This window comes from Providencia sp. wls1943 (genome assembly GCF_009706275.1).
GTDB lineage: Bacteria > Pseudomonadota > Gammaproteobacteria > Enterobacterales > Enterobacteriaceae > Providencia > Providencia zhijiangensis.
Genome location: NZ_WLTU01000009.1, coordinates 82,135 through 88,991 on the forward strand (window position 1 = coordinate 82,135; position 6,857 = coordinate 88,991).

Consider the following 6,857-nt stretch of genomic DNA (forward strand, 5'->3'; position numbering starts at 1 on the left):
CAAGGGAGATAGCAATATGTTGAATCTACCTCAATTTAAGGCGGCGGCAGTACAGGCCGCCCCTGTATTCCTCGATACTGATGCGACTGTTGATAAAGTGTGTCGGTTGATTGAAGAAGCGGCTGATAATGGTGCCAAATTAGTGGCATTTCCTGAAGTGTTTGTCTCTGGCTACCCGTATTGGAGCTGGGTGATGAACCCAATTGATGGCAGCCCTTGGTTTGAGAAACTGTGCAAATCTGCCATTGAAGTTCCGGGGCCGGAAATTAAACGAATCGCCCAAGCCGCTGCTCGTCACCATATCAACGTGGTGGTGGGTGTGAATGAGCGTAATCCGAACGGGATTGCCACGCTATACAACACGTTAGTCACGATTTCTGATGAAGGTAAAATTTTAGGGCGTCACCGTAAATTAGTCCCAACGTGGGCGGAAAAATTAACGTGGGCAAATGGGGATGCTTCCTCGCTGAAAGTTCACCAAACCAGTATTGGTCCTTTAGGTGCGTTGGCATGTGGCGAAAATACCAATACGTTGGCGCGCTTCTCGTTATTGGCTCAAGGCGAATTGGTTCATATTGCCAGTTATATTGCACTGCCAGTGGCACCAAAAGACTACGATATGGCAGATGCGATTCGTTTACGTGCTTCAGCTCACTGCTTTGAAGGTAAAGTGTTTACCATCATTTCGTGTTCAACAGTTTCTGAAGAAATCGTTGAAGCTATGGCTGTGTCGCATCCCGAATCCCGTGAGTTGCTCGCGCGTCAAAATAGCGCGTTTTCCGGCATTATCGGTCCCGACGGTCGAGTGATTGGGGAACCATTGATTGATAAAGAAGGTATTGTATACGCTGAAATTGATTTGAATCGCTGTATTCAACCTCGCCAAATGCATGATATTACAGGGCACTATAATCGCTTTGATATCTTTGACTTACAGGTCAATAGACGCCCATTAACGGCGGCTCGTTTCCATCATGGTGGACAAGATGTTGATGAACTTAATCAGTTTGCTGAATCGGATGACTCTTCAGTGGAGAAAGGACTATGAGCTTAGCACGTACATTTCGTATTGGTCAGATTGTGCCTTCATCAAATACCACGATGGAAACTGAAATTCCGGCCATATTGCGCGCCCGTGAAGCGATGTTTGCCGAGCGTTTTACGTTCCACTCTAGCCGTATGCGTATGCAGAAAGTCACCAAAGATGAATTAGCAAAGATGGATTCAGACAGTGACCGTTGTGCCATTGAGCTGTCAGATGCCGATGTTGATGTATTAGGGTATGCCTGCTTGGTTGCTATTATGAGCATGGGAAAAGGCTATCACCGTGTTTCGCAAAAACGTCTTCATCAATGCACCATCGATAACGGGCATCCAGCACCAGTAGTCACCAGTGCAGGCGCGTTAGTCGAAGGGTTACATGCCATTGGCGCAAAAAAAGTGTCGATTTTGACGCCGTACATGAAGCCATTAACGCAAATGGTCATCGACTATATTGAACATGAAGGTATTGAAGTGGTGGATAGCATTTCGTTGGAGATCCCTGACAACCTCGAAGTGGGCAGACAAAACCCATTAGCGCCAGTGGAAATCACCAAAAAGCTGAACACCAATGTGGATGCGATTGTGGCATCGGCTTGTGTGCAAATGCCATCATTACCATCGATTCAACTGATTGAAAATAGAGTGGGTTTACCAGTGTTGTCATCGTCTGTGGCAACAACCTACATGATGCTAAAAAAATTGGGGCTAGATACGCGAGTGGATGGTTTTGGCTCGCTACTTAGCGGAAGATTTTAGTTAAATTATGTTAAGAGTTCGGTTTCCTTCTGCTACTCTGCTAGCTTCTAATGTCATAAAACCAGAAGCGAGAAAAGAGGAATTGATGCCTGAATCGAAAGTCTTCGTTGATAATTACCTGCCTGCTCTTTTGGGGCAGGCATGGATGCTAGTTTCATCTGAATTTCATGCAGTTGTGGAAGCTAATGGGCTATCTGTTTTGGAGTGGCGAGTTCTTTCCACATTAGCTAATAATGGTTCGATGGGGATCACCGAGCTGTCGCAAAAAACTGTCAGTAAGCAACCAACAATCACGCGGGTATTACAACGATTAGAGCAGCAAGGGCATGTGATCCGCCACAATAACCATACGGGAAGTGACCGCCGTGTGACACTCGTGAGTGTGACGTCGAGTGGCGTCGAGTTAGTCGAAGGGTTATTGATTGCTGCGGAAGAACACGAAAGGCAGGTTTTGGCTCCTCTTGGTGTTCGTAAAAGCAAAATGCTCAAGCAAGTTTTACAAGAATTGATTGATAGACATAGCCCAGAAATCAAATAGATAAGTTACATTGAAATACTCGGAATTATCCGTTTTTGATGAGTGATAAGGATTTATAACAGAAGAACAGATTAAATCCTTATAAAACACTAGTGTATTGAATAGAAATGTAATGTATTGGAAATTAAGTAATATCCTGTAACACAATGATTGCTATCGTAGTTTTTGATTTGTTTTGTTTTTTTATTCGGTAATAAATTGATGCTTTACATTGATTTGATTTATCTATTTACTGCAAGGCAGATAACTAAGATAAACCATTATGGAGCACTCAATGTCAGTAGTGACACTTGTACTCGTTTTTTTACTTGCAGTCATCGTGAGCGTATTTGTTTCTCGATTACTTAAAGACATCATTCCATTACCAATTATCCAGATAGCGCTAGGGGCTGCCTTGTCGTTATACGGATTTACAGTGGAATTCGAACCGCATCTTTTTCTATTTTTATTTATTCCTCCATTGCTATTTCTTGATGGATGGCGAATTCCCAAAGAAGCCTTATTCCAAGAAATTAAGCCAATTATGTCATTGGCGATTGGCTTGGTGGTCGTCACCGTTATTGGGATGGGGTTCTTTATCCATTGGCTGATCCCAACGATTTCACTGGCGGTTGCTTTTGCACTGGCAGCTATCCTTTCCCCAACTGACCCTGTGTCGGTATCTGCGATGACAGTGAATTCGCCACTGCCATCGCGTATGGCGCACATTCTTGAAGGAGAATCTCTACTCAATGATGCGACGGGCTTAGTGTGCTTTAGCTTTGCGGTTGTGGCTGCGCTGACAGGGGAGTTTTCTCTGACATCTGCTGCGGGTCAATTTGTGCTGGTGGCATTTGGTGGGATAGCGATTGGTTTATTAGTCGCATGGGCAATCGGCTGGTTAAACCAATTCTTGGTCAAGCGTACGGGTGAAGAGCCGGCTATCCAAATTATGATTAGCCTATTGATGCCATTTACAGCGTATCTGCTGGCTGAACATCTGCATGTTTCTGGGATCCTTGCCGCCGTTGTTGCGGGTATTGCGATGCACTACGAAAAAATCGCAGGGCGCATGCAAGCAGCGACTCGTATGCAAAGTAAGGCCGTTTGGGACACGGTACAGACAGGCTTAAACGGCATGATCTTTATTCTGCTGGGTGAGCAGCTACCAGGTATGTGGACGAATCTACCGCAGGTAGCCGAAGCCGCAGGTGCTAGCCATCCTTGGATGTTGTTTGTGTATGTTGCGGTTATCACCCTTGCATTAGGTGCGCTGCGTTTTGCTTGGGTATGGGTATCAATGACCCTGACAGTTTTCCACAATCGTCGCCGCGGAAAGCAAGCGGATGAAGTGCGCATTCGCATGATGGCGGTGATGGCAACAGCTGGCGTTCGCGGGGCAATTACGTTAGCAGGTATTTTAACATTGCCATTTTTAATGCCAGATGGGTCATTATTCCCTAACCGTGATGTGGCTATCTTCCTCTCAATGGGCGTGATCCTGTGTTCGCTGTTAATTGCTAGCATCGCATTGCCGATTTTAACCAAAGGTTTGGTGCAAGATTTACCTTACGATAACGATGAAATTCGTGCACGTTTGGCATTAAATGAAGCCGCAATGGCGCATATTCGTGAATTAATGAATCACCCTTCTGACGACATGGATGAGATCGCGATGCGTACCGAAGTGGGTGCTCAGCTGTTAGAAATCTATGGTCGCCGTTTGGATAATACGGATGAAACGGAATCGGATGTATTTGATTTACATAGAATGATCGAAATGGAACGTTCGATGTCAGATTCGGCTCTGAAAGCGAAACGTGAAGCGCTATACCAAATGCGTAAAGGGAAAAACATCAATGAGCGTGTGTATCATCGCTTACGTGATGAGCTTGATTTAAAAGAAGAAACATTAAATCACCATAAGAGTTCAAAACACTGATTCATGGTATGTTGACTCAAACCGCTTAAGATAACTTAAGCCATTTTTACATCATCATTGAAATATATTTTATTATTGATAATGTAATCTCTAATTATATTCAGGAAAAAATTATGTCACAGCATGTCGCTCACCTCATTATTATGATGACCATCACTTAACTGGTGGGAGTTTGCTGCATCCTCAACCCGCCAGATAAGGCGGGTTTTTTGTCCTTGTCTGGTTAGCATTCAACAAGGAGCCCTCTATGAATCTTTTCGAAAATACTCAAAAACATACGCAAGAACTTGAAGCCCTAATTGCTAACGCAGATCGTGCCATCACAGAAGAAAATTTCAGCTATTTAATGAGTTTTTATTCTGAGAATGGCGCATTAGTGGTGAAAGACGGTTTACATGTCCATGGGAAAGAGAGCCTAAAGAAAGCGTTTTCAGCCATCGCTGAATTTTTTAATCACAGCCTGCAAGTGTCTCAAGGTGCGGTGAAAGTTATTTTTGGTGAAGATTGTGCCTTAGTCTTGGCTGAAACTATTTTGAGTGCGCAAATGCAAGACGGTACATCATTTAACACGGTGCGAGATGCTACCTACGTTTTTAAACTGATCGATGGTAAGTGGCTATGTGTGATTGATAATTCCTATGGAACTTCATTGCTGAAATCCTAAGTCTTCACCGATTGTGTCATGAAAAAACAGCGAAATTCAGTTTACGTAATAAATGGTTTTTTATTGTAATTATTAAGCTTTACTGTTGTCTTTAGAGTTAAGTCTAAGGTTTATACTCGAGACAAGAATAACGGTGGAGGATATTTATTATGTCAATTTTCAGCTGGTTATTTAATCTCGGTAGAAATCGTTATGACTCGAAACGCGATAGTCAATATCGAGGTCATTCAGGACATGGCAGCAGTTCTAAGCATGGTTCTAGAAGTAAACATGACTCTCGAGGTAAACACGGTGGGGGTTATCAATACAATGATGGTCGAAGCGAAGATAATTATTTTTCACAGGGGCAAAATTTTCAAAAGATAAGATGCCGACAATGCCAAAGAGCCGTAGACCCAAATGCCAATTTTTGCGGTGAATGTGGAGCATCAACTTAAGGAAATAGAAAAGGTATTTCTGATTCAGGAGGAAGTATGGCGGAATCGTTTTTTTCTCATAAAAATCATTACCAACTCTATGTTAAGAATTTTATTGCATCACCAGCTTCGATGGGGACGGTGTTTCCATCATCCCGTTGGTTATGCAGTACCATGGTCGATAATATCAATTGGGCACAGTGCAACCAGATAGCGGAAATTGGCGCGGGTAATGGCGTTATGACTCGCTATATCGTGGATAAAATTACGGCGAAAACACGTTTAGATCTCTATGAAATTAATCGTGATTTTCTTGATATTTTAAATCAGATTGATGACCCGAGAGTGGCGGTTAATCCATGCTCTGCAGAATATTTATTGGGTGATTATGATTTGATCATTTCAGGAATTCCTTTTCTGTCCCTGAATAAAAAAACCAGCATGCGAATATTAAAACAGGTACGTCAGAGCTTAGTAAAGAATCAGGGTAAATTGGTGTTATTTCAGTATACCCAAGGTTGTGAGCCTCTATTTTCACGTTATTTTTCATTTACAAAAGAACGCGTATATCGCAATTTTCCACCTGCTTGGGTGTATACCTGTGTACCCAAATAACGCATCTTAGGCCAGCGAGATAGAAACTGGCCTAAGGCTTTTTACGTTATTTAGGGCGATACATTTCGAGTTTTTGTTGCTCTTCAATCCAGTAATAATCAGCCGGTCCCCCCGCCCGCATCAGGGGCTTTTGGCGAGCACTGTTATATAAGCCTTGCTCTAAGGTGGCTTCATCAATATGCACCATCACCACTTCCCCCATGACCATCCACGTATCCAGTAGGCTGCCGTCTGCACGCTTTAATTGCTGATATTCAGTGACCACACACTCCATGGAAACAGGTGTTTGGGCGATTCGTGGAGGCGTAATTAATGTGGACGGTAAGGTGGAAAGCCCAGTCAGATCAAACTCACTTTCTCCGTGAGGTAGCATCGCACTGCTTGAATTGACCTGCTGTCCAAGTTCAAGAGTTGCAAGGTTATAAACGAACTCACCTGTTTCGATAGCATTGGTGACGGAATCTTTTTTTCCAACACTTGAAAAGACCAAAATAGGGGGTGAGTAGTTAAAAATATTGAAGAAGCTATAGGGCGCAAGGTTGGTGTTGCCTTGCCTATCACATGTGGAGATCCAACCAATAGGGCGCGGACCAATTAATGAGGGGATAGGATCATGGGGAAGCCCATGGCCTTGTTGAGGTTGGTAACTGTAAAACTGAGTTTTCATTATTGGCTCCTTTTTTCGTTATCCTAACGGATTAATTTATTCTAGTTAATATTAGTAAATGAAAAGTGCACGATATGCATAGTTTAAGCATGATATGGATAATGGAAAAGTTTTCATGATGAACATGGCTGATATTAATAAATTTAAATTATATTTAAATTTTTATTAATTGAATTTATAAAACACAAAAAATGAGTTATTTAAGTTTATTTTTATACTGTATGAAAATATTAAGA

At 42.6% G+C, this 6,857-nt stretch carries 7 protein-coding genes; 6 read left to right on the forward strand and 1 reads right to left on the reverse strand.

The annotated features are described in order from the left end of the window. The first annotated feature begins 16 nt into the window (after window positions 1-16). From GKR48_RS04895 to GKR48_RS04925, 6 genes are all read left to right on the forward strand, one after another. Window positions 17-1,048 (forward strand): carbon-nitrogen hydrolase family protein, encoded by a 1,032-nt coding sequence (locus GKR48_RS04895; protein WP_154627253.1) that lies wholly within the window; start codon window positions 17-19, stop codon window positions 1,046-1,048. Continuing rightward, complete coding sequence (locus GKR48_RS04900) at window positions 1,045-1,800, forward strand: maleate cis-trans isomerase family protein (RefSeq protein ID WP_154602044.1); 756 nt, start codon at window positions 1,045-1,047, stop codon at window positions 1,798-1,800. Before GKR48_RS04895 ends, GKR48_RS04900 begins: the two co-directional genes overlap by 4 nt. Before the next feature lie 85 nt (window positions 1,801-1,885). Continuing rightward, complete coding sequence (locus tag GKR48_RS04905; protein ID WP_036955244.1) at window positions 1,886-2,338, forward strand: MarR family winged helix-turn-helix transcriptional regulator; 453 nt, start codon at window positions 1,886-1,888, stop codon at window positions 2,336-2,338. 274 nt (window positions 2,339-2,612) lie between these two features. Continuing rightward, window positions 2,613-4,259, forward strand: a complete 1,647-nt coding sequence (locus GKR48_RS04910) for a Na+/H+ antiporter (RefSeq protein WP_154627254.1) — start codon at window positions 2,613-2,615, stop codon at window positions 4,257-4,259. A gap of 247 nt (window positions 4,260-4,506) precedes the next feature. After that, window positions 4,507-4,923, forward strand: a complete 417-nt coding sequence (locus tag GKR48_RS04915) for a YybH family protein (RefSeq protein WP_154627255.1) — start codon at window positions 4,507-4,509, stop codon at window positions 4,921-4,923. A 473-nt stretch (window positions 4,924-5,396) separates the two neighbouring features. Then, entirely contained in the window at window positions 5,397-5,954 is a 558-nt protein-coding gene (locus tag GKR48_RS04925; RefSeq protein WP_154627257.1) for a class I SAM-dependent methyltransferase, read from the forward strand. Window positions 5,955-6,000: 46 nt separating this feature from the next. On the opposite strand, the gene GKR48_RS04930 is transcribed toward GKR48_RS04925, so the two are convergent. Next, window positions 6,001-6,621 carry a flavin reductase family protein gene (locus tag GKR48_RS04930; RefSeq protein ID WP_154627258.1) on the reverse strand — a complete coding sequence of 207 codons (621 nt, stop codon included), beginning with the start codon at window positions 6,619-6,621 and terminating at the stop codon, window positions 6,001-6,003. Between the last annotated feature and the right edge of the window lie 236 nt (window positions 6,622-6,857).

What these genes read in the sequence shown, in the direction of transcription:
- GKR48_RS04900 (WP_154602044.1), top strand. Translation starts at nt 1,045, where the DNA reads ATGAGCTTAGCACGTACATTTCGTATTGGTCAGATTGTGCCTTCATCA.
- GKR48_RS04910 (WP_154627254.1), top strand. Translation starts at nt 2,613, where the DNA reads ATGTCAGTAGTGACACTTGTACTCGTTTTTTTACTTGCAGTCATCGTG.
- GKR48_RS04925 (WP_154627257.1), top strand. Translation starts at nt 5,397, where the DNA reads ATGGCGGAATCGTTTTTTTCTCATAAAAATCATTACCAACTCTATGTT.
- GKR48_RS04905 (WP_036955244.1), top strand. Translation starts at nt 1,886, where the DNA reads ATGCCTGAATCGAAAGTCTTCGTTGATAATTACCTGCCTGCTCTTTTG.
- GKR48_RS04930 (WP_154627258.1), bottom strand. Translation starts at nt 6,621, where the DNA reads ATGAAAACTCAGTTTTACAGTTACCAACCTCAACAAGGCCATGGGCTT.
- GKR48_RS04915 (WP_154627255.1), top strand. Translation starts at nt 4,507, where the DNA reads ATGAATCTTTTCGAAAATACTCAAAAACATACGCAAGAACTTGAAGCC.
- GKR48_RS04895 (WP_154627253.1), top strand. Translation starts at nt 17, where the DNA reads ATGTTGAATCTACCTCAATTTAAGGCGGCGGCAGTACAGGCCGCCCCT.